This window comes from Rhodohalobacter sp. SW132, from assembly GCF_003390325.1.
In the GTDB taxonomy this organism is placed as follows: domain Bacteria; phylum Bacteroidota; class Rhodothermia; order Balneolales; family Balneolaceae; genus SW132.
The window spans coordinates 139,190-160,085 of record NZ_QUOK01000003.1 but is presented as its reverse complement, the minus strand read 5'-3'; the positions used below and the strand labels follow the sequence as shown (position 1 = coordinate 160,085).

Here is a 20,896-nt window from a genome sequence, read left to right as displayed (position 1 = left end):
TTCATTTTCCCACCATTCCGGAACTTTCGGGGCATTAGAACCAATTTTAAATATAGAATAATAGTAATTCTCAAAATTTGACATCATCCGGCGGAGCAGAACAATGGAAAAAGTAGTAACGACAGAAAAACTGCCAATCAAAATGTGGCTTTCTGATCTTGAAGAGGGAGCCTTATCGCAGGCAAAAGATTTGGCAAATCTGCCCTTTGCTTTCAAACACATCGCAATTATGCCCGATTCGCACCGGGGTTACGGCATGCCGATCGGGGGAGTTCTTGCGGCTGAGGCAGAGATCATTCCCAATGCGGTTGGCGTGGATATCGGGTGCGGCATGTGCTCACTGCGAACTGATCTGGAGGAGATTAACACAGATGATCTGAAAAAAATGATGGGCATCATCCGGGATACCGTACCCGTGGGCTTTAATCACCATCCCCAAAAGCAAGATGAAAAGTGGATGCCTGACCTGGAAAAATCTCTTCCTATCGTTGAACAGGAATATGAAAATGCGATGTCTCAGGTGGGTACGCTTGGCGGGGGAAACCATTTTATTGAGCTCCAGAAAGGCTCTGATGGGTATGTTTGGATTATGATTCATTCCGGTTCACGTAACATCGGGTATACCGTAGCTAAGCACTACAACGAAAAGGCAAAGAAACTGAATCAATCGATGAACAGTTCAGTCCCGAAAGATCTCTCATTTTTCCCGATGGATTCCGGGGATTTTACGAGCTATATGAATGAGATGAATTATTGCATCGAGTTTGCCCTTCAAAACCGAAAACTGATGATGGAAAGAGTGAAGAGTGCAATTACAGAAATCATTCCGGGAACAGCCTTTTCAAACTTTATAAACAAGCCTCACAATTTTGCAGCCTGGGAACATCACTACGGAAAAGATGTGATTGTACACCGCAAAGGAGCCACCAGGGCGAGAAAAGATGAACTGGGTATGATTCCCGGTTCACAGGGTGCAAACTCCTATATCGTGAGAGGAAAAGGGAATGAACAATCGTTTGAATCGTGCTCTCACGGAGCCGGAAGGGTGATGAGCCGGTCAGAAGCAAAGCGGAGCCTGGATGTAGAAAAAGAGACGGAAATGCTTGAAAAAATGGGCGTCATTCACGCCATACGTTCACAGGGAGATCTCGATGAAGCACCGGGAAGTTATAAAGACATCGAGGAGGTCATGAAATTGCAAAAAGACCTGATTGATATCGAAATTGAACTTAAACCTCTTGCTGTGATCAAAGGGTAGAGAAAAAGGTATCGGGTTAAAGAGTTAATGACTTATGGCAGGGGTGGACAGAAAGAGATCGTCAGATTATGATGACATCAAATCAAATTATCCAATTTCAAGCACCCCAGGAAACTTAGAATCCAAAAACAGGGATTTATATGTGATACTTGCCAGATTATTTACTATTTAGGATATATAATTTTTAACTACAAAAAATTTATATGCAATTATCAGGTACAAATTCAAAAAGATTTCATTTATCTCTCATCTTCTTTGTCGTTTTATTATTTGGAATTGATGGGGTACAGGCCCAGATATCTGTTTCTCAACAGGATATTTTACAGTCGTATGAGAATGATCAGTTAACAGTTCAGGAACTGAGTGTTGACTCAGAGTCAATTTTACCACTGATAGACCAGTCCGGTGCCGATCAAACATGGGATTTTACCGGGATAGAATTTGACGGAAGAATTGAGGGCAGTTATTCTGTATCGCCAAACACAGGAGATGCTCCGGGCGGCGATAATCCGCATTTCTCGCAAGCTGACTTCATTTTAGCTTTTGATATTGATGTGTATGATACCGGAGAAGACGTGCCGGAGGGTTTTGAATTTGAGACTTTCTATACGTACATCAGTATTGATGATGCAACCGGTGAAGGACTTTCATATGGCGAAGTTGGAACGTTCGAAGATGGCAACGAAGAATATGTAGTGATTTCAAGCCCCTACAGAGTAGATTTTGTATTCCCTTTAAACTACGAGGATAGCTGGGAATACGAATTTGAAGAGGAAATGATTTCTATGGGATTTACTGATAACCAGGATTTCGAAGTATCAGTTGAAATAGATTCATGGGGCCAGGTAATTACTCCGAACGGGACGCATGACGTGTTAAGGAAAAAGATTATTCAGACAACTGCAGAGTCAGGTTCCCAGGGAGAAGAAATTGATTATGAATTTATTGATGAAAACGGCAGAACCGTTGCCACAATTGAAGTGAGTCAATCTTCTGAAGAAATTTCCGCCAGTATTATGAGCTATGAAATGGCTACCAGCAATGAGCCGGTGAACGAACTATCAAGCTCATTTCAACTCAATCAAAACTACCCCAATCCCTTTAATCCGTCAACAATCATCAGTTTTGATCTACCGGTCAGCAGTAATGTTACGCTCGAGGTATTTGATATGACGGGACGCAGAGTCGCGGAGCTTGCAGACGGGCACCGATCTGCCGGAACCCACGAAATTACGTTTCAGGCCGATCATCTGCCCAGCGGAGTTTATACCTATCGATTAACTGCAGACGGAGTTTCAATGTCCCGTTCGCTAACGTTAATTAAGTAAGTTCTACAGGAACTAAGACTTGTGGGCTGAGCCAGTCAGGGAATTTTTTTTTGAGTCTAAAGATGGAAGAGACGATTCCAGCCGCTCCCGTATGCCTGATATCATCGAGTGTTAAAGGGTTACCGAGAAACTTTCCCGGAATTTTTCCCTTCCATCAAAGCTTCAACTTCTTCAGTGGTCACGAGGTTGGCATCGCCGGGAATGGTGTGTTTGAGGCAGGACGCAGCGACCGCAAAATTGAGCGCTTTCTGGTCATCTTTGTACGTTAAGAGTCCGTAGATCAATCCGCCGGCAAAAGAGTCTCCACCGCCAACCCTGTCGACAATATGGGTAATCTGGTAGGTTGGTGCTTCAAATAGTTCATTACCATTATACAGTACCGCCGACCAGGAGTGGTGCGATGCACTGAACGACTCCCGCCGGGTTGAGATGATTTTTTTTGCCCGGGGCAGCCGGTCTGTTAACTGTTCGTAAAGTGAGATGTACGCATTTTGATTAATCTTCCCGTCAACCGACTGGAGTTCACCATCCGGCTGGATTCCAAAATGCTGCTCTGCATCCAGTTCATTGGCAAGAATCACATCACATTTTTCAACGAGTTCAGGCATGATGTCGGATGCTTTTTTGCCGTAATTCCAGAGTTTTGCCCGAAAATTAAAATCTACGGAAATCGTTATTCCGGATTGTACAGCGGCATCAAGAGCTTCAGCCGTTACATCCGCAGCACTTTGTGAGATTGCCGGTGTGATGCCGGACCAGTGAAACCATTGAGCATCATGGAAGATCTCATCCCAGTCGATCATGCCCGTTTTTATGGTTGAGATGGATGAATTCTCCCGGTCATAGATCACATTCCCGCCCCGTTGTGAGGCACCCGTTTCAAGAAAATAGATTCCAAGGCGATCTCCGCCAGTGAGAATCTTATCAGTTTGCACGCCATATTTTTGCAGATCCATCCGGGTGAGTTGTCCCAGTGTATTTTCAGGCAGACGGGTGACGAATGAAGATGGAATTCCAAGCTGGGCCAGTGAAACCGCTACATTCGCCTCACTTCCGCCAAAATTGATATCGAAGGTATCAGCTTGCGAAAACCGCTGAAATCCGGGAGGAGAGAGGCGCATCATGATTTCGCCAAACGTGATGATTTTTTTCATACGATGAAATGGGTTAGAATTTTAAATATTGTTTCGCATTTCTATTGCAGCTATCGATAAAGATCGAGTCGGGAAGATTCCTGTAGTGTTGCAATTCGTTTTTATATCCGAGTCGATCCGATTGCAGAAAAAACCGTTTCGAAAGATCTGCTTACAAGAACGCCATAATCCTGAATAAATGGAAACGGATAATCACTGCTGCCAGGGGAGGCGGTCCAGATCTACGTTTCCGCCGGTCAGGATGATACCGGCTTTCTTTCCATTGATATCTATTTTTTTGTCGTGCACGGCAGCAAAAGGAACGGCGCACGAGGGTTCAATGATGATATTCATTCGTTCCCAAATCAGGCGCATCGCCCGGATGATGGACTCTTCCGAAACGGTGGCGATGGAATCAACATGTTCAGATATAATTCGGAATGTGCGTTCACTTAATGTGGTTCGAAGCCCGTCTGCTACGGTTTGCGTGGTATCAGGAAACTGACGTTCTCCTTTTTGCAACGAAAGCCAGGCGTCATTTGCCTTTTCCGGTTCCGTTCCGATTACTGAAATTCCGGGTTTCAAATGCCTCGCGGCGATAGAGGTGCCGCTCATCAAACCGCCGCCGCCAACCGGTGTGAGGATTACGTCGAGATCGGGAATCTCCTCCAGCAGTTCCAGGGCCGCAGTACCCTGACCCGCAATTACAAATTCATGATCATACGGATGAATAAACGACGCCCCGGTTTGTTTTACGACTTTATCAAGGGTCTGCTCCCGTGCTTTCTGGTTCGGTTCACAAAACGTTATCTCTGCACCATACCCTTTCACAGCCGCAACTTTTACTTTCGGAGAATTCTCCGGCATGACGATATGAGCCGGAATACCGCGTAATTTTGCGGCAAGTGCCAAAGACTGCCCATGATTTCCCGATGAGTGGGTTGCCACGCCTTTTTCAGCCTCCTCTTGCGGCAGTGAAAAAACTGCGTTACAGGCACCCCTGAACTTAAAAGCTCCCGCGCGCTGAAAATTTTCGCATTTAAAAAAGAGTTCAACACCGGTCATGCTGCTGAGAGAACGCGAAGTGAGAACAGGCGTTCGGTTTGCATAAGGTTTAATTCGCGCTGCGGCATCAATTATATCGCTGAAATTCGGTATAGAAAGGGTATCCAAAGAGTGATGGGATTTTGTTGATAATTACGTTCAGAAAATAACCCGCAAAGTTGCGGCAATCCACCATAAATATTGGATCCAATTTTGTCGGGACACTCTTCTTGCCAGATTCTCAGCTGCAAAAAATATAATTTGCGGGAGTGATAGAAATAAAATGCTTTTTCATAAGTTCTATGTGAACTCCAAAAAAAAAGGTGTTAAGTAAGTTTATTTGAGTCAATAGTGTCATGCCGGACTTCGATCCGGCATCTCCCGTTCTTTGCCAAAGACAGCAGATCAGGTCCCGAACGCTCATTCTGGATGTGAGGTGACGCCTTTTTGGACTGATTCAGCTATTTTCAAATAGAATTCAGGTTTACAGAATACGGAACCATTTAATCCAAAATATACATCCAATGAAGAAGTCAGTTTCTTTAATTACTGCTTTGATTCTACTGGTGCAGTTTTCGGGCTGCAGCTCCACGTCATCTCCGGATGATGTGGTTCTGGATGTGACAGACGAAAAATTATTTGTCTGGAACGGGTTGAATCACTGGTATTTCTGGCAGGATGATGTTGCTGATTTGGCTGATAACAGATTTCGAAACAACAGCGAGTTCAACACCTATTTGAACCGGTTCAATAACGAAGAATCTCTTTTCAACCAGCTTTTGCACAGAGATGATAATTTCTCCTGGCTAATCCAAGATTACAAAGTTCATGAAGAAGCGCGCCTCGGAATATCAAAATCCTTTGGGTTCAGATTTGGCTTGCTGAGGGAGTCGCCCGATAATTCGCGGGTTTTTGGATATGTACGGTATGTGGTTCCCGATTCTCCGGCTGATATTGCCGGGTTGAAGCGTGGTGATCTGTTTAACGGCATCAATGGGCAGATTCTGACCGTCGATAACTATCAGAACCAGTTAAACGATGAGACGTACGCCCTGATGATGGCCAGAGTGACGGATTATGTGCCATCTCCCCGAAAATATACGGTTGAGAGCCTTGATAAAGAGATTCATGTAACAGCAGTCAATCTTCAGGAGAACCCTATTCATCGATCAAAAGTGATTGAGACGGAAACATCCAGAGTGGGCTACCTGATGTACAATTCATTCCGTTTTAATTTTCATGATGATCTCAATGAGCGTTTCCGGGAATTTAAAAATGTCGGAATAGATGACCTGGTGATCGATCTTCGCTACAACGGAGGAGGAACGCTGGTCACAAGTGCGTTGCTGGCAAGTCTGATTTCAGGGATTTCATCGGATGAAATATTTGCTGAGTTAATTCACGGGAGCAAGCGGGAGTCTCGCAACAATACATTTGAATTTCTGGATTCCGTTCCCGTTTACGATGATGAGGGCAATTTCAGCAGGAATGATCCCATAAACAGCCTCAGAATGAACCGATTATACGTGCTTACCAGCCGGAATTCAGCGTCTGCAAGTGAAGTGCTGATCAACGGACTGCTTCCTTTCGGCACGGAAATAATTTTGATTGGAGAAGTAACTGCGGGAAAAGATGAAGGTTCGATTACGGTTTATGATGCGCCGTCAAGTGGGTATTCGCCGCGAAATGAAGAGCAGCGGGCTAAGATTAATCCGAATCATATGCGGGCTATGCAGCCAATTATTTTCAAAATATTCAACAAAGAGAGGGCTGACTATCCGAATGGTTTCTTCCCCGCTTTTCAGATCCGGGAGTTTGATTTTCTCGAAAACCTTCCCGAATTGGGTGATCCAAATGAGCCTTTGTTATCCGTTGCATTGAATCATATTAAAGGTGATGGTTTTCCGGCTGTGGCAAAAACGTATGTTGAAGACTATCCTGAATTTATTTTCGATAGTGCCGATACAGGGGTTCTGCAAGATGAAATCTATCTTCTTCCGGGAGATTTTTAGGTGAGGTAAGTGAACTGACATTTAGGTAGAAAGCAAAAGAACCCGGATCGCATTTTAGCCATCTGAGTTCAGGTGAGAAATAGTTTATACGACAAGTTAAATAATCAGGATGCTTTCTCTTCCCGCAGCTTTTTCTTCCGGGCGTATTCCATTGCAGCTTCCCGCACCCATTCACCTTCTTCGTATGCTTTTCTTCGCGATTTAATTCGTTCCCGGTTCATCGGGCCATCTCCTTTCACCACGCTCCAGAACTCATCCCAGGGAATTTCGCCAAACTCCCAGTGGCCGGTCTCTTCATTATAGGTGAGATCAGGATCGGGGAGTGTGAGCCCGATTGCATCAGCTTCCATCACGGCGCGATCCACAAAACTCTGACGAAGTTCATCGTTTGTTTTTGTTTTAACACCCCATTTGATCAGTTCAGCGCTGTTGGGTGAGTCAGTATCGTGCGGGCCGAACATCATTAGTGTGGGCCACCACCATCTGTTCACTGCATCCTGGGCCATTTTTTTCTGTTCAGGAGTTCCATCCGCCATTTTAGCCAGCATCTCGTATCCCTGCTTTTTGTGAAAACTCTCCTCTCTGCAAATCCGAAGATTGGCACGGGCGTACGGTCCGTAGGATGATTTTGCAAGCATGGTTTGATTTACAATCGCGGCACCATCAACAAGCCATCCGATCACGCAAATATCTGCATAGCTTAGAGTGGGGTAGTTAAAAATGCTTGAATACTTGGCATTTCCGTAGATGTAATCTTCGATCAGATCCTGACGTTTGACGTTCAGCGTTTCCGTTCCGCTATAGAGATAAAGACCGTGTCCTGCTTCATCCTGTACTTTGGCGAGAAGAACCATTTTTCTTTTGAGAGAGGGAGCCCGGGTGATCCAGTTTCCTTCCGGCAGCATCCCTACGATTTCGGAGTGCGCATGCTGACTCATCATTCGAATAAGCTGTTTGCGATACCTCTCCGGCATCCAGTCTTTCGGCTCGATCGTTTCGCCATTATCAATTCGTTCCTGAAATTGGTCGAGCTGTTGTTGAGTATCCATAAAAGCGCTTTTTAAAACGGTTGACAGTATTGGTGCATCAATAATAGAAAACATCAATATACAAAGATCAGTTCAGAAATTTATCTATTTGCAATTTGGATTCAGATAAACTGCGGGGCGAAATGTTAAAATAACTTAATGAGTGTAATGGACTGCTTCAAAACAGCTCATACAAACAGAATCAAAATTCAAAAAGGATCCAGACATGAAATAGACATGAAAACACAATTCGACAATCCGCTTTATTCATTCATTGTATATACAGTTTCAATTTTGTTTTGTTTAGTGACGGGATACATTCTGATCCAGTCGATTGAAGTTATAAGCACTGACGAACACTGGAGATTTACCTACTCGTTGGTATCTTTTTTAATAGCTATGACACTTTTATGGGCATTAGGCTTCAGTTCAATCTATAAAAAGTTTTTAGCCACAAAAGAAAAGAGATCTGAGGAGTGGTAGTCTGACTTTCAAATACGAATTAGTTTTAAAATCCAATCCATAATAAAGACAGTTAATAAAACAATTTGATTAAGTCGCTCTCGGCAAGTATACTACCGAAACCAACCGGGTGGAATCAGAAGGGGCAGATTTCTATCCATGAAACTACCATTCACGTAAAACAGGTTTTCGGTTATGAAATACTTTATCAGTGCAATTCTATTCCTTATCACAATCAGCCATGCCGACGCCCAGCGTCTTTCTGAATCGATTCATCTGAACCAGGTTGGATTCTACCCGGAATCCCCAAAAATCGCGGTGGTAACTGAAGGAGAACCGGATTATTTCTACATTCTCACACCTGATTTTTCCGATACACTCTACACAGGTCAGCTCAGCACAATTCGGGAGGCACCCAATTCCGGTGAACGTGTGCGTGTTGCGGATTTTACTGATATGACCGAGCCGGGAAATTATATTTTGTGGATTACCAAGCTTGGTTATTCCTACCCGTTTACGGTTGCACCCAGGGTATATGAGGATGCGGCAAAAGCGAGCCTGAAAGGATTTTATCATCAGCGGGTTTCTGCCGGAATTCCGTATGAATATGGCGGGAAATGGGCGCGGCCTGCCGGACACCCGGATACGCTCGTGGTGATACATCCATCAGCTGCATCACCTGAACGCCCTGCTAATTCTGTTATTTCTGCGCCCAGGGGATGGTATGATGCGGGAGATTACAACAAATACGCGGTAAACTCAGGTATTACGATGGGAACTCTGTTTTCCCTGTATGAAGATTTTCCGGAATATATACGGGATTTTGACATCAATATTCCGGAAACCGGAAATGGGTTGCCGGATCTTCTGAATGAGCTATTGTGGAATCTGCGCTGGTTTATGGATATTCAGGATCCGCATGATGGCGGAGTTTACCACAAACTCACAACCGCGAATTTTGAAGGCCGCGTGATGCCGGCTGAAGCGAAAGGCACGCGCTATGTGATTCAAAAAAGCGTAACCGGAACGCTGAATTTTGCCGCAGTAATGGCTCAGGCATCACGAATTTTTCAGAACTATGAAAATGTGGTTCCGGGCCTGGCGGATTCAACTCTTTCTGCCGCGGAATCGGCATGGCAGTGGGCGCTTGATAATCCCGAAAAACTCTACAATCAAAATGAGATGAACGAGCGGTTTAATCCCGATATTCTCACCGGGGCGTATGGCGACAATGATGCTTCAGATGAGTTCGCATGGGCAGCAGCTGAGCTTTATATCACAACCGGCAACCGCGACTATCTCGATGAAGTGGATCTCTTTCCATCTGATGAAGCATCGGTTCCAACCTGGCGAAGTGTTCAAACGATGGCGTATTATACTCTTGCTCGTCATTCTGAAAATATAGACTCCGGGATTGCATCCGACGCGCGGGATTTAGTCATCGATCTTGCCAACCGGCTGATGGATGGTGTTTCAGAGACCGGATACCGAACCGTAATGGACCGCGATGAAAGCAATTATACGTGGGGAAGTTCCGGTGTTGCTGCCAACCAGGGGATGGCGCTGATCCAGGCATTTCTGCACACAGACGACACAACCTATCTGAAATATGCGCACTCGAACCTCGATTATCTTCTTGGAAGAAATGCTACCGGGTTCTCTTTTCTGACCGGCCACGGCCACAAAACACCGCTATATATTCACCATCGGCCTTCGGATGCAAGAGCGAATATAGATCCGGTTCCGGGACTGTTATCAGGGGGACCCAATCCCGGTCAGCAGGATGAGTGCGAATATCCATCGGATCTGCCCGCCAAATCATTTATAGACGACTGGTGCTCCTACGCCGCCAATGAAATTGCGATCAACTGGAACGCTCCGATGGTATATCTCTCCGCCGGGCTGGAGGCACTGCAGTTCAGAGGCGGGTTTACTGTGGAGGATGAATAAATAAGTATTTCCAATCATAAGTATTATCAATCAAACGCCAGATCTTGATAGGTATCTTTTCAGCATTTGACTGAATAGGAAAGCTATTTTTCTGAACTTCATGCGGTTTTCTTCACTTCACATGATCATGCTATTATTTGTATATCTCTTTGTGCTAATTTAGAAACAGCATTAAAAATAGAGATAAAACTAACCACTATTACTTATGAGAAATAATTACGTATGCTTTCCGGTTATTACAATTGTTTTTTTATGTTTTACGGTTTCAAATGCCTTTGGCCAGGCTGAAGAAGATCGAACACATTCTCTGGAGGAGAATTCAAAAGCCCTGCAATTCCAGATTACAGACAATTTTAATTTGAGCTCGTTTACGGGTTCCGCTTTTTCCTACAAAAGGCACAGTTCCGATACCCGTGCTGTTAGAGTTGGGTTGAGTTTTAGGAACGAATACAGAACAACGACAAGGAAACAGGATGATAATGATTTGGATCTGGATTCTATACTATTTTCTACAAGTATAGATGTATCCTTTTTGAGATATACTGATCCTGATTCTGATATAAAATTCTTTTATGGATTTGGTCCAGGCATTGATGCAGATATTAGAACTCAAAAGAGTGGGAATAATGACAATGAAACAGAATTAACAAGGAAATATTTTGGTGTAGCTGCTCTTGGGTTAACGGGAGTGGAATGGTTTTTTCACCGTTCGATGAGTCTGCATGCCGAGTATGGAGCTTTTTTGAGAGTCGGGTATTCGTTTGAAGAGTCGGAGAGATTTGACGACCTGAATAAGATTGAAACCTGGGATCTTAGTTTAAGAAGCAGTGGTGTTCGCTTAGGAATCTCAGCATACTTCTAAACTATTCTTGATTTGGTATATATTGTTCAGAAAGAAGCTTTGATTAGCTTGGAACTTACAAAAAATGGATGATGTAAAAGAGCGGAAGACAGGTGAGAACACAGGTTCCGCTCTTTTGTCAGATAGTTATTCAACTCTGGAGAAAGACTACATTAATTCCCGCCGCTTCGGTTGGGAGATCGCTGTTGAGGCCACTCACGCTGTTCACCGGTTCGCGGATCGATCGGCATCACACGGCGTTCGCGGTCAAATGTTTCCGGATCTTCACTCGCCATGTAAGCCAGTGTCGCGATCAGCTTTACGTTGTTTTTCACATCATCAAACACAATTTTATCGTAGGTGTCGCGGTTGGTGTGCCATGTGTAGTTCCAGTAGTCCCAGCTCAGGGATCGCATCATAAATGCAGGAGCTCCGGCCGCTACAAACGAAGCGTGGTCAGTGCCGCCTCCGCTTGGCATTCCGGGAAAATTGGTTTCAATGTGATCCGTAACGCCTGATGGCACGGCGGAAAGCCATCGCGTGAAATATTCATATGAATGAATAAATCCCTCACCCTGAATGCTCACTACACGCCCGGTTCCGTTATCCTGGTTGAAAAGCGCCTGCACTCCGTCAACGATTTCCGGGTTATCTTCAACAAATGCCCGTGATCCGTTCAGGCCCTGCTCTTCACCACCCCATAGACCAACCAGTATGGTGCGCTTGGGATTCGGGTAAACTTCACTCAGAATTCTTGCCACTTCCATCATTGTGATAGATCCAGTACCGTTATCTGTCGCACCGGTTCCGCCGTCCCATGAGTCGTAGTGGGCGGATAGAATAATATATTCGTCAGGCTTTTCAGTTCCCGGAATTTCTGCGATGGTGTTAAATGTTGGAACCATCCCCAGATCTTCAGATTCTGTCCGAACCCTGATTTCAGGTTCATGTCCGTTTTCAACAAGGCGGTAGAGCATTCCGTAATCTTCAAGCAGAACATCGATTGTTGGAATTTCTGACGTATTTGCGCCAAAAATCCGGTTGGTACCAAACCCTTGTGACCAGTTTGAAATTACAATACCTGCAGCGCCTGCTTCTTCCAGGGCTTCAATGTATGACCGGGTATTCAGGCCGGTATTCTGCATGCGGCTGCGCCAGTTTCTTGTATTTTCAGCAATGGTTTGCTGCATCGCTTCTTTAGACTCTTCAGTAGCCCATTCATCCCAATTATAGCCGGGGCGCCCGGTCGGCTGATGCATAGAGATCATCACAAATTTGCCTTCCACATTTGGCAGCCAATCCTCAAACTCACTGCGGTCTTCAACTTCAGGAATGATTACCAGTCCGGCGGTAACTCCTTCTGCAGGAGTTGACGGGCTCCATGCCAATTGCATCGCTTCGAGGGAAACTACGCGGGGATAAACCATATCAACATGAGTGATGCCGCGTTCCCAGCCGCGCCACTCACCATACTGCTCATTACGGGCTTCAATTCCCCATTCAGCGAACTTTTCAACTGCCCAGTCATGTGCATGTTGCTGTTGAGGAGTTCCAACCAGCCGCGGGCCGATTACGTCAAGCAAATGGTGAGCAAGTTCTTCAAGATGGGAATTTTCCTCCACCTGGTTTACAATCTGCTCTACTACGGAATCGGTATCCGTTGATTGGGCCACTGCCAGATTGAAACTTGCGATCAGGAACAGGGATAGTATCAGATAACGTACTTTCAATATGCTATAATTTAGTTAAAGTTTGAGGGTACAAAATAGTGACACACAGCTAAAATGAAAGACGAATTTTTGTAATCGTTTGTAACCGGCAAAATGAGGCTTGATGAAACTTTAAAAAAAACTGACAAACTGTTGCCGAACATGTATTTTGTTTTTCGATGACAGTAATAAAGGAAAGTGACTGCAGTTCACTCTTTGCTAAATTTCGTCCAGTCAAATTATTAATTACCAGATTTAATTATATGCTATCAAACCGAATAACCGGTGTACTCTCTCTTCTGCTATTTTTTGTATTTATTGGAACAGGATGTGACGGTGATCAGCCAGAACAGGACGTTCAATATGTGATTCCGCAGCAACCTGAATTAGCGACGGGGTATACGGAAAAACCCGGCTGGGCAACGTCTGAGTTTGCCGTTGCGGCAGCCAATCCGCTGGCTACGGATGCCGGGTATCAAATCCTGCAAGCTGGCGGTTCTGCTGTGGATGCGGCCATTGCGGTTCAAATGGTTTTAACACTCGTTGAACCGCAAAGCAGCGGAATCGGCGGGGGTGCATTTTTGATCACTTTCGATGATGGAAACACCAGGGCCTACAACGGCCGGGAAACTGCACCATCCGGCGCAGGCCCGGATCTTTTCCTGGATGAAACAGGTGAACCCCTTCCATATCGCGAATCGGTTCGAAGCGGGTTATCAGTGGGAGTACCGGGAACGATTGCGATGCTGGCAGAAGCGCACCAACAGCACGGCAGGCTCGACTGGGAGGAGCTGTTTACTCCCGCAATTACTCTTGCCGAGGAAGGATTTAACATCAGTCCCCGCTTATTTGGTTTGCTGGAAGCAGATGAGACGCTTCGTGAAGATTCAATCGCCGCTGAACTTTATTATGATGAAAATGGAGATCCTCACCCGGTTGGGTATAACCTCCAAAACCCGGCACTTGCAGAAATCCTGCGCAATGTTGCATCCGAGGGAACACCCGCTTTTTACAATGAGACCGTAGCGGAATCCATGGTTGAACAAATACGCTCGCATGAGCGGCCCGGGACGATGACTGTGGAGGATGTTCTCCGGTACCCGGATAGAAATTTTGAGGTTGATGCGATGTGCAATGAATGGAAGGCGTACAGATTATGCGGGATGCCGCCGCCATCATCCGGACACATTGCGGTAATGCAGATGCTTGGCATCCTGGAAGTGATTGAAAACCGGGAGCCGTTCGAAGCGTTTCGGGATTCGCTGCCAACAGCAGAGTGGATGCATCTTTACCTGGAAGCTGCAAAACTGGCGTTTGCAGACCGGGCACTTTACATCGGTGACGCTGAATTTGTTGAAGCTCCCGCTGGTGACTGGCAGAGTCTGCTGAATACCAACTACCTGACTGAACGATCCGAATTAATCGGTGAAACAAGTATGGGAGAAGCCGAACCCGGTGATCCTTCAGAATCTACAACAATGTTCGGTATTCAGCCGGAACAACCTGAGATGGGAACCAGCCATATCAGTATCGTGGACCGATTTGGACAGGCGGTATCGATGACAACAACCATTGAAAATGGGTTCGGCAGCCGAATAATGTCAGACGGCGGTACCGGGTTGCCGGGCGGATTTCACCTGAACAATGAGCTGACCGATTTTTCCCGTGCACCCTATGATGAACAAGGCAGACCGATGGCGAACCGTGTTGAAGCGGATAAACAGCCGAGATCAAGTATGACCCCAACACTGATTTTTGATGCAGATACAGGGGATTTTGTGGCCAGCGTGGGATCACCCGGCGGAGCGGCAATTATTCATTACACGGCAAAAGCGATTATTGGAATGCTTGATTGGAACCTGAACGCCCAGGATGCGATCAATCTGCCAAACTTCGCAAATTTCAACGGTCCGTCTGTGCTTGAACAGGATCGCTGGCCGGAATCTCTAATTTCAACACTTGAAGAACTGGGACATGAAATATCAACGCGTGATCAAACCAGCGGAATTCAAGCCATACAAAAAACGGAAGACGGATTTTTCGGCGGTGCGGATCCACGGCGTGAAGGCGTGGTGATGGGCAACTGATGTTTTCGTTCGATCTACAGATAAAATCAATATCAAACAGAAAGTAATATAATGACCATTTTAGAATTTTTACTCTTACTACTGATTGCGGGAATTTGCGGTTCCATCGGACAATCCATTGCCGGCTACACCAGGGGAGGGTGTCTCGTTTCAATTGTACTTGGATTTGTGGGAGCGTTACTCGGCTCGTGGATCAGCGCTCAGTTAAATGTGCCGGAACTGTTTAGTGTAACCATCGGTGGGAATGAGTTTCCGATTATATGGTCGATCATCGGGGCCGTTGTTTTTGTTGCGATCGTCGGTCTGTTTACACGCCGTCCTCCGCGGCGCTGATGATAATGGGATTTTATACATTAAAAAATGCAAAGCCGGAGAAATGAATATTAAATGGAACGCGATTTTTTGATACACATGGTGCAATTTCGAATGCCGTTCGGGCAGTATGAAGGCCGATATGTAACCGACCTTCCGGTACATTATCTTGAATGGTTCCAGAGACAAGGATTTCCGGGGGGGAAGCTTGGCCAGTACCTGGCAACGATGTACGAAATCAAGACAAACGGATTAGAAGATTTAATTCGTCCGATTCAAAAAAAATATCAAAGAAGGCCATAAACAGAAATTCGAAGAAGTCTGTTCAATTTATGAATTCATCCCTGATTGCAAAATATACCTACATTCTTGCTGCAGTTATTTTGACAATCTATGCGATGATAGAGGCCAATTCACTGTTGCAACCGCTGTTATTCGCGCTTTTCTTCTCTATTCTTCTTTCGCCTTTCTGCAGCTGGATGGAGAGTCACAAAGTCCCCCGGCTGCTCTCCGTATCCATTGCGATAATCACCGGTGTACTTGCGGTGGCGGGTATCGGGTTCTTTTTCTATACGCAGCTCACCGCATTTGCCGGAGATGTAGATATATTCCGGGAACGCCTGGCGGAAATTCTGGAAGCATCTCAGGATCTGCTGTATCGCTGGTTTGGTATCGAGGCACTTATAGATATTGAATTGGTGCGGGAATCCACGCAGGAATTTTTCCGGGAAAATACCGCTGTTTTAACCCGCGGAATTGCTGGTGCTGCATCCGTTTTTACATCAATATTCCTGGTACCGGTATTTATGTTCTTTCTACTCCTGTTCAGGGATTTTTTAGAGGAGTTTATCCTGAAGGTATTTGGACAAAATAGTCAGAAAGATTTCGAAAAAGTAAAGTCGATCATCGGAAAAGTGAAGAAGGTGGTTCAGGGATATCTCACCGGTATCATCCTGGTTATTCTGATTCTCTCTGTGTTGAATTCAGTCATGCTCCTTGTGATAGGAGTGGATCATGCGATCTTTTTCGGGGTTTTTGCTGCTATGCTTAATGTAATTCCATTCGTTGGCCCGCTTCTCGGTTCGATATTGCCAATTCTTTACGCACTGTTTACGATGGATTCGCTTGTTATTCCACTGATTATCATGCTTGGATTTTATATCATTCAACTGATGGAGAGCAACATCTTTACACCTATAATTGTAGGCAGCAAGGTAAGTATCAATGCATTTGCAGCACTTCTTTTGCTCTTTATCGGCGCTCAGATTTGGGGGATTATCGGCATGATCTTGATGATCCCTATCGGTGCAATATTGAAAGTGGTGTTTGACGAGATAGATTCTATGAAACCGTATGGTTTTGTAATGGGACGTGTGCCAACGGACTACAAGCGCCGAAAAAGTCTGTTTGCTGAAAAGATGAGCGCATTTTCAGACAAGGTTAGTAAAGACTTGGAGGAAAAGAGAGAGGTAAGAAAGAAAGAGAAGAACGATTCCGATGAAAATGAGTAAAAAACCCGGTCACATATTCAGACCGGGATGCTGTTTCGAATAATCACTTTTTAACTTCATTGATCTTCTTTTCCAGCCGTTTCATCAAACGTTCAGCATCTTTTTCATGCCCCATCTCACGGAGTTTAAAAAAGATGATTGCAAGTGCGAAAAAAGTTTGTGGCCAAAGCCCGATAAAGATACCGGTACGTTCGGCATGAGCATTTTCTGCTTCATCATCGGTTTTTTCTTTATACCATGCGGCTACACTTGCAGCAATCGATGAGAGTCCAAGTCCTGTTGCGAGATATCCAAGTTTGTCAAGCATTCGTCTTCCTCGTTTGGTTTGGGTTTGTTGTTATCCATACAACTAAGAGGAGGGCGGTTGCGTTTCAAAAAAAATAAATTTTGAGTGTACCTTTTCGTTTTACCCGGAACCGGAGATGATATTCTGTTCCGCAATCTTTGCGTTTCTTGTAAACCATTTGTGTTTTGCCCGCCGAATGGGTGTTCCCTCAAATACTATATCAAATTCATCCGGTGTGATTTCACTCCAGTTTTTGGATTCGGGCGGCCGTAATACTTGCTCTCTCGGCGTGAAATCTTCCACAGAACTGTAGTCAGCTTTCCTGTTCCACGGGCACACATCCTGACAGATATCGCAGCCGAAAGCCCACTCCCCGAGCCCGGCTTTTTTCGATTCAGGAATTTTATCTTTTAACTCGATGGTGAGATAGGAGATGCAGCGTTCACTGTCGATGCGGTACGGCTCGTAAATTGCGTTTGTGGGGCATGCATCAATACACCTGGTGCAGCTTCCGCAGTGCTCTGCAACAGGGGCATCATAGACAAATGGGATGTCCACAATCATTTCACCGATTAAGAACCATGAGCCCAGATCTTTATTAAGCATATTTCCGTTTTTCCCCATCCAGCCAAGACCTGATTTTTCTGCCCAGGCTTTATCCATCACTGGTGCCGAATCCACAAAAATACGCCCTTCAAGGCCACCTGACTGTTCTTTGGTGTAGCGAAAAAGTTTTTTCAGACGCGATTTAAATGTTTTATGATAATCTCTTCCACGCGCATATTTTGCAATTTTAGGTCCGGGATTAATTTTGTCATCTAATTCATTTTTTTCAAAACGATAACTGGCCAGAAGACTCACAACACTTTTGGATCCGGGAACAAGACGTGTTGGATCAATTCGTTTATCAAAATTATTTTCCATCCAGTCCATCGTGCCGTGACGACCCTCATTAAGCCACTGCTCCAGGCGGCGTGCTTCTTTGTCGAGCTTTCCTGCACGGGAAAATCCGCATCCGTCAAAACCAAGCTCACGGGCTTTCTGGCGAACTTTGTGGGTGATGACAAGTGGATCCATGTTAAAAAATTCGGTTCGTCAGTTTGTAAATGAATTCTGTGGTACGTGTTACTGACCTGAAAGGTAGGGGCTGCAAGGCAGACATGCACTCTGATGCGGGAGAATAGAATAGGGAGGGTTGATGAAAAAAAATCGCGCAATAGGTCAATTATTGCGCGATTTTAAAATGCAGAAACGGCTGATTATTCTTTAATATCGATCAGTTCCACTTCAAAAATAAGCACTGAACCGGGTTCGATAATACTTCCCGGCGGCGGGTTGTTGCCGTATGCCAGTTCGGAAGGGATAAAGAATTCATATGTTGCACCTTCTCTCATCAATTGCAGTCCTTCAGTCCAGCCTGCAATCACTCCACTAACCGGAAAAGTAGCGGTTTGATTTCTGCTGTGGGAGCTGTCAAATTCTTCTCCGCTGACCAGTGTGCCGCGGTAGTGAACTTCAACTTCATCTGAAACTTCCGGACGATCGCCTGATCCTTCTTCAATTACGCGATACTGAAGGCCTGATTCTGTAACACTCACATCTTCATTTTGAGCATTCTCTTCCAGGAAACGATTTCCCTCTTCAATATTCGCAGCTGCTTCTCCTTCACGCCGGGCTTGTGCGGCTTGTGTAATTTCCTGTTGATATCGCTGCATCAGGGACTGCATCGCCATATCATCAATCTGAGAATCTCCGCGATCGAGGGCCTGGTTCAGGCCAGAGAGGAATTTGTCATCTTCAAGTGATTCAACACCGCCGGATGAAAGATTTTGTCCGTACAGGTATCCAAGACTGTAACTTACTGAGTCGATTTGTGAGTCGAGCGATGTTTCACCGCCGCCTGAAGGAGACTCACATCCAATGGTGGCAAATAAAAAAATGAGTGCCATCAGCACCGGGTATACTGTTCGTTTCATAAATAATACTGTATTAATGGGTGAAAATTTTCATCGGTTATGCGGATGAAAAGGTATCACTTTTTAAATGCGAACCAAAGAGCCACATACTGATTTCTTTCAATTCAATAATTATGCAGAAAACTCGTATATTATATAGATAACTACTTTTTGGTATAAAAATAATATACACTGTTACAACTTTTCAAAAAATACACAACGATTACAGCCTGATCTGCCGGCGTCAAATCAATTATTATTCTTCCGGCAGAAGTATAGAGTTCTGTACCAGTTTTAATAAAAAAGAAAAAAAGGAACCATTTGAAGTTTACCGATTTTAATTTATCCGACGAACTGATTGCCGGATTAAATGATTTACAGTTTAATGAGCCCACACCGGTACAAGAGCAAGCTATTCCTATTGTAACGGAAGGCAGAGATCTTATTGCAGCTGCCCAAACCGGCACCGGTAAAACCGGCGCTTTTGTTATTCCAATTATGGAGCGTGTGCTAAAGAGCAATCGAGAAGGCATTAAAGCCCTGATACTTAGCCCAACCCGTGAACTCGCCTCACAGATTGATGAACAGATTTTTGCTATTGGCTACCACGCCGGAATTTCATCTGCCACGGTTATTGGCGGCAGCGATTTTTCACAGCAGGCCAAAGCGTTGAAAGCGGGCGTTGACATCATTGTGGCAACTCCGGGGCGATTGATAGATCAGAATAAAGTTCTGGGCATCGATTTTTCGAAGCTGGAATATTTTGTGCTCGATGAAGCGGATCGAATGCTCGACATGGGTTTTCTCCCGGACATGAAAAAAATCATCTCATGGCTGCCTGAAAAACGACAAACACTACTGTTTTCAGCAACAATGCCAAAGGAGATCCAAAAACTTGCCGGTTCCATCATGGAAAATCCGGCGCTGGTAGAAATCGAACGATCAAAACCAAGTCAATCGGTTGAACAGCGGGCGTACAAGCTGCGCAGTAAACAGAAAGTCAGCCTTGTTAAAAAGATTTTTGATGACCTGCAATGGGATTCTTGTATCATCTTCACATCTACCAAAAAAGGAACGGATGAACTGCAGCGACTCCTAAAACGTGAAGGTATAAAAGCGGCAAGTATTCACGGCGACCGTTCACAGGATGAGCGAAATAAAGCACTCCAGGCATTTAAAAATGGCCAGGTTCCGGTTATTGTGGCCACAGATGTCCTTGCTCGCGGAATTGATATCAAAGAAGTTTCAATTATCATCAATTATGATGTGCCGAACAATACCGATGATTATGTTCACCGTATCGGGCGTACCGGACGGTATGATAAATCCGGAATTGCCATCACGTTTGTGAGCAAGCGTGATAGCCGCGTTTTTTCTCAGATCGAGAACATTAAAGGGAATAAAATCAAGACGATCGATCTCCCTTCAAATTTTAATGAGAAAAGTGAGTTTAGCTGGGATAGTGACCTGAAGCAGGCGAAGAAGTCAGGTGGCGACAGATCCAGGTCGAAAGATGATTCAGACCGTGAAAAGCGGAACCAGCAGTCAAAGAAATCCAGATCTACTGAGTCTTCGGATACAGATACAGATAAGGATAAAAGCCGGGATTCAGGGAAAAAATCTGATTCACGACAGAAGAGGAACGGTAAACCAACTCAGAAAACCGAACAATCTGAGCAAAGCTCACCTAAAAATAAACAGACGGATTCTGACCAAAAGAGCAAAGGCAGATCAGAAAAAAATAAAACCAAGTCAGAAGGACGTTCCGGTGGCCGCACCAATGGCAGCGGAAGATCATCAAAGAAACAGGATGATAAGGTAAATACCGAAGCAGCAGCACATGAGAAAAAAATTGCTGAGCTGGAAAAAGTGGCAATACCGCCTGCAATTGAAAAAGCCGCGGAAAGGAATAAAAATAGCCTGAAGCCGGCAAAAGGGTTCTGGGGCATTGTTAAAAGTTTTCTGCCGAAGTTCTGATTT

Annotated in this window: 17 protein-coding genes; 10 read left to right on the top strand and 7 right to left on the bottom strand. The window is 44.9% G+C overall.

The window, feature by feature from the left end; genetic code table 11:
- Positions 1 to 103: 103 nt before the first annotated feature.
- Entirely contained in the window at positions 104 to 1,258 is a 1,155-nt protein-coding gene (locus DYD21_RS07690; RefSeq protein WP_116034884.1) for an RtcB family protein, read from the top strand.
- A 203-nt stretch (positions 1,259 to 1,461) separates the two neighbouring features.
- Entirely contained in the window at positions 1,462 to 2,586 is a 1,125-nt protein-coding gene (locus DYD21_RS07685) for a T9SS type A sorting domain-containing protein (RefSeq protein ID WP_116034882.1), read from the top strand.
- A gap of 119 nt (positions 2,587 to 2,705) precedes the next feature.
- On the opposite strand, the gene DYD21_RS07680 is transcribed toward DYD21_RS07685, so the two are convergent.
- Together DYD21_RS07680 and DYD21_RS07675 are read right to left on the bottom strand one after the other, a co-directional pair.
- Positions 2,706 to 3,740 (bottom strand): sugar kinase, encoded by a 1,035-nt coding sequence (locus DYD21_RS07680; RefSeq protein ID WP_116034880.1) that lies wholly within the window; start codon positions 3,738 to 3,740, stop codon positions 2,706 to 2,708.
- Positions 3,741 to 3,932: 192 nt separating this feature from the next.
- Positions 3,933 to 4,892: a threonine/serine dehydratase gene (locus tag DYD21_RS07675; protein ID WP_116034878.1), complete on the bottom strand. Its 960-nt coding sequence runs from the start codon at positions 4,890 to 4,892 to the stop codon at positions 3,933 to 3,935.
- 395 nt (positions 4,893 to 5,287) lie between these two features.
- Here DYD21_RS07675 and DYD21_RS07670 point away from each other — a divergent pair, with 395 nt between their 5' ends.
- The gene (locus tag DYD21_RS07670) at positions 5,288 to 6,775 is read left to right on the top strand and encodes a S41 family peptidase (RefSeq protein WP_116034876.1); all 1,488 of its coding nucleotides are present in this window, start codon (positions 5,288 to 5,290) and stop codon (positions 6,773 to 6,775) included.
- A 104-nt stretch (positions 6,776 to 6,879) separates the two neighbouring features.
- Here DYD21_RS07670 and paaA read toward each other — a convergent pair whose 3' ends face one another.
- Entirely contained in the window at positions 6,880 to 7,824 is a 945-nt protein-coding gene (paaA, locus tag DYD21_RS07665; RefSeq protein WP_116035529.1) for a 1,2-phenylacetyl-CoA epoxidase subunit PaaA, read from the bottom strand.
- Positions 7,825 to 8,460: 636 nt separating this feature from the next.
- Between paaA and DYD21_RS07655 the strand changes: the two genes are divergently transcribed.
- Together DYD21_RS07655 and DYD21_RS07650 are read left to right on the top strand one after the other, a co-directional pair.
- The gene (locus DYD21_RS07655; protein WP_116034872.1) at positions 8,461 to 10,215 is read left to right on the top strand and encodes a glycoside hydrolase family 9 protein; all 1,755 of its coding nucleotides are present in this window, start codon (positions 8,461 to 8,463) and stop codon (positions 10,213 to 10,215) included.
- A 205-nt stretch (positions 10,216 to 10,420) separates the two neighbouring features.
- A complete protein-coding gene (locus DYD21_RS07650; protein ID WP_116034870.1) occupies positions 10,421 to 11,077 on the top strand; it encodes a hypothetical protein in 657 nt (218 codons plus the stop codon).
- A 152-nt stretch (positions 11,078 to 11,229) separates the two neighbouring features.
- Here DYD21_RS07650 and DYD21_RS07645 read toward each other — a convergent pair whose 3' ends face one another.
- Positions 11,230 to 12,786, bottom strand: coding sequence for a M20/M25/M40 family metallo-hydrolase (locus DYD21_RS07645; RefSeq protein ID WP_233505499.1), 1,557 nt, complete (start codon positions 12,784 to 12,786; stop codon positions 11,230 to 11,232).
- 242 nt (positions 12,787 to 13,028) lie between these two features.
- Here DYD21_RS07645 and DYD21_RS07640 point away from each other — a divergent pair, with 242 nt between their 5' ends.
- From DYD21_RS07640 to DYD21_RS07625, 4 genes are read left to right on the top strand one after another with little or no spacing between them, the layout of a single operon-like run.
- The gene (locus DYD21_RS07640; RefSeq protein ID WP_116034865.1) at positions 13,029 to 14,852 is read left to right on the top strand and encodes a gamma-glutamyltransferase family protein; all 1,824 of its coding nucleotides are present in this window, start codon (positions 13,029 to 13,031) and stop codon (positions 14,850 to 14,852) included.
- Between the two features lie 51 nt (positions 14,853 to 14,903).
- Positions 14,904 to 15,185, top strand: a complete 282-nt coding sequence (locus tag DYD21_RS07635) for a GlsB/YeaQ/YmgE family stress response membrane protein (RefSeq protein ID WP_116034863.1) — start codon at positions 14,904 to 14,906, stop codon at positions 15,183 to 15,185.
- 54 nt (positions 15,186 to 15,239) lie between these two features.
- Entirely contained in the window at positions 15,240 to 15,467 is a 228-nt protein-coding gene (locus tag DYD21_RS07630) for a DUF3820 family protein (RefSeq protein WP_116034861.1), read from the top strand.
- A 29-nt stretch (positions 15,468 to 15,496) separates the two neighbouring features.
- Positions 15,497 to 16,675, top strand: coding sequence for an AI-2E family transporter (locus DYD21_RS07625; protein ID WP_116034859.1), 1,179 nt, complete (start codon positions 15,497 to 15,499; stop codon positions 16,673 to 16,675).
- A gap of 43 nt (positions 16,676 to 16,718) precedes the next feature.
- Here DYD21_RS07625 and DYD21_RS07620 read toward each other — a convergent pair whose 3' ends face one another.
- The 3 genes from DYD21_RS07620 to DYD21_RS07610 form a co-directional block, all read right to left on the bottom strand.
- Entirely contained in the window at positions 16,719 to 16,982 is a 264-nt protein-coding gene (locus DYD21_RS07620; RefSeq protein ID WP_116034857.1) for a hypothetical protein, read from the bottom strand.
- A 99-nt stretch (positions 16,983 to 17,081) separates the two neighbouring features.
- On the bottom strand, positions 17,082 to 18,038 hold the full coding sequence (gene queG / locus DYD21_RS07615) for a tRNA epoxyqueuosine(34) reductase QueG (RefSeq protein ID WP_116034855.1): 957 nt from the start codon (positions 18,036 to 18,038) through the stop codon (positions 17,082 to 17,084).
- A 182-nt stretch (positions 18,039 to 18,220) separates the two neighbouring features.
- A complete protein-coding gene (locus DYD21_RS07610) occupies positions 18,221 to 18,937 on the bottom strand; it encodes an FKBP-type peptidyl-prolyl cis-trans isomerase (protein ID WP_116034853.1) in 717 nt (238 codons plus the stop codon).
- 300 nt (positions 18,938 to 19,237) lie between these two features.
- Here DYD21_RS07610 and DYD21_RS07605 point away from each other — a divergent pair, with 300 nt between their 5' ends.
- Positions 19,238 to 20,893: a DEAD/DEAH box helicase gene (locus tag DYD21_RS07605; RefSeq protein WP_116034851.1), complete on the top strand. Its 1,656-nt coding sequence runs from the start codon at positions 19,238 to 19,240 to the stop codon at positions 20,891 to 20,893.
- Positions 20,894 to 20,896 lie beyond the last annotated feature (3 nt).